The following is a 1,130-nucleotide window of genomic DNA, read 5'->3' as shown; positions in this document are numbered from 1 at the left end:
CTGCCGTATCCCGTGCCGGGGCTCTCTCCCGCCCGGGCCCGGACCAGCCGGCGAACCGTGTGCGCGGCAAACCGTTGCGCCATTGCCCGGCGAGCGCACCCGCGCCGTCCTCAGCAGCCGCCCCTACACCCCGCCGCCGGCCGGCAGCACCGGCCCCGCAGCAGCAGCGGCCCGGACGCCGTCGCGCCAAAACCGGCCGGGCCTTCATCCGGGCCGCACGGCGGATCCCGGCCAAGATCCATGGAGCCGCTGCCGGCCCTCGCACCGTCGCGGGACGAGCAAAGGCGGGCCCCGGTTCCTTCCCGACAACTTCACCGGCAGCCGGAACCGCCCGGCGCGGCCGTGACCGATGCGTTCAAAAAGTACGCGCGAGCCGTGGGCGGTGAATCCGAAGGCGGCACCGGGAGGGAAGGGTCAGTGAGCCCGTGAGGAATGCCGCCGGGCCGCCGACCGCTGCAGCCGACCTTCGCGGCAAAAAGCCCGAGGAGGCCGGGGCACACAAGGAGCCGGCCACCGGATCGAACGGCCGCTCCCGGGACGGGACCCGCGGCCGGCACCGCGACGGCCCAGACGACACCAGCGCCCGCCCACCGCCGCCGAGGCAGAAGGGAGAAACCGATGGATCCCGTGACGACCGTGACACACAGGATGACCGTACGGCTCCTCGTCACGCACACCTACGCACTGCCCCTGCGCCTGGACCTGCGCTACGAACCCACCGACCCCTACACCGTCCGCGCCCTCTTCTGCCTCGGCACCCACGAACTGGCCGAATGGATCCTGGGACGCGACCTCCTAGCTCACGGCCTGACAGGCCCCGCAGGCCACGGCAACATCCGCATCCGGCCCACCACCGGCCCAGGCGGCCACACCCTCCACATCGCCCTCGGCCCTCCCCCAGACACCGCCCTGCTCGAGGCCCCCGCACACGACATCAAAACCTTCCTGAAAGACACACAGGCCCTCGTGCCACACGGCACCGAATCCGCACACATCGACTGGGAAACCGAACTGACCAACCTGCTCACAACAAGCTGAGACCCCCGACCACCGCCGTACGGACGAAGACCACCGCCCCGGCCACAGAAAGAAGGGAAGGAAACCCATCCCCCGGCCACCCGCCCCGCAAC

Annotated in this window: 1 protein-coding gene; it reads left to right on the top strand. The window is 71.3% G+C overall.

Features of this window, described 5'->3' with window-relative positions; genetic code table 11:
• The first annotated feature begins 648 nt into the window (after nt 1-648).
• Nucleotides 649-1,038, top strand: a complete 390-nt coding sequence (locus FNH09_RS46515; protein WP_238427507.1) for an SsgA family sporulation/cell division regulator — start codon at nt 649-651, stop codon at nt 1,036-1,038.
• Nucleotides 1,039-1,130 lie beyond the last annotated feature (92 nt).

Origin of the sequence: Streptomyces adustus (genome assembly GCF_009377175.1) — a bacterium.
Taxonomy (GTDB): Bacteria; Actinomycetota; Actinomycetes; order Streptomycetales; family Streptomycetaceae; genus Streptomyces; species Streptomyces adustus.
Note: the sequence above shows the minus strand (reverse complement) of the source record. Positions and strands in the feature narration are given on the sequence as shown.

Bases quoted from the DNA above. Each gene is read 5' to 3' on its own strand.
- FNH09_RS46515 (WP_238427507.1), top strand. From the start codon at position 649: ATGACCGTACGGCTCCTCGTCACGCACACCTACGCACTGCCCCTGCGC.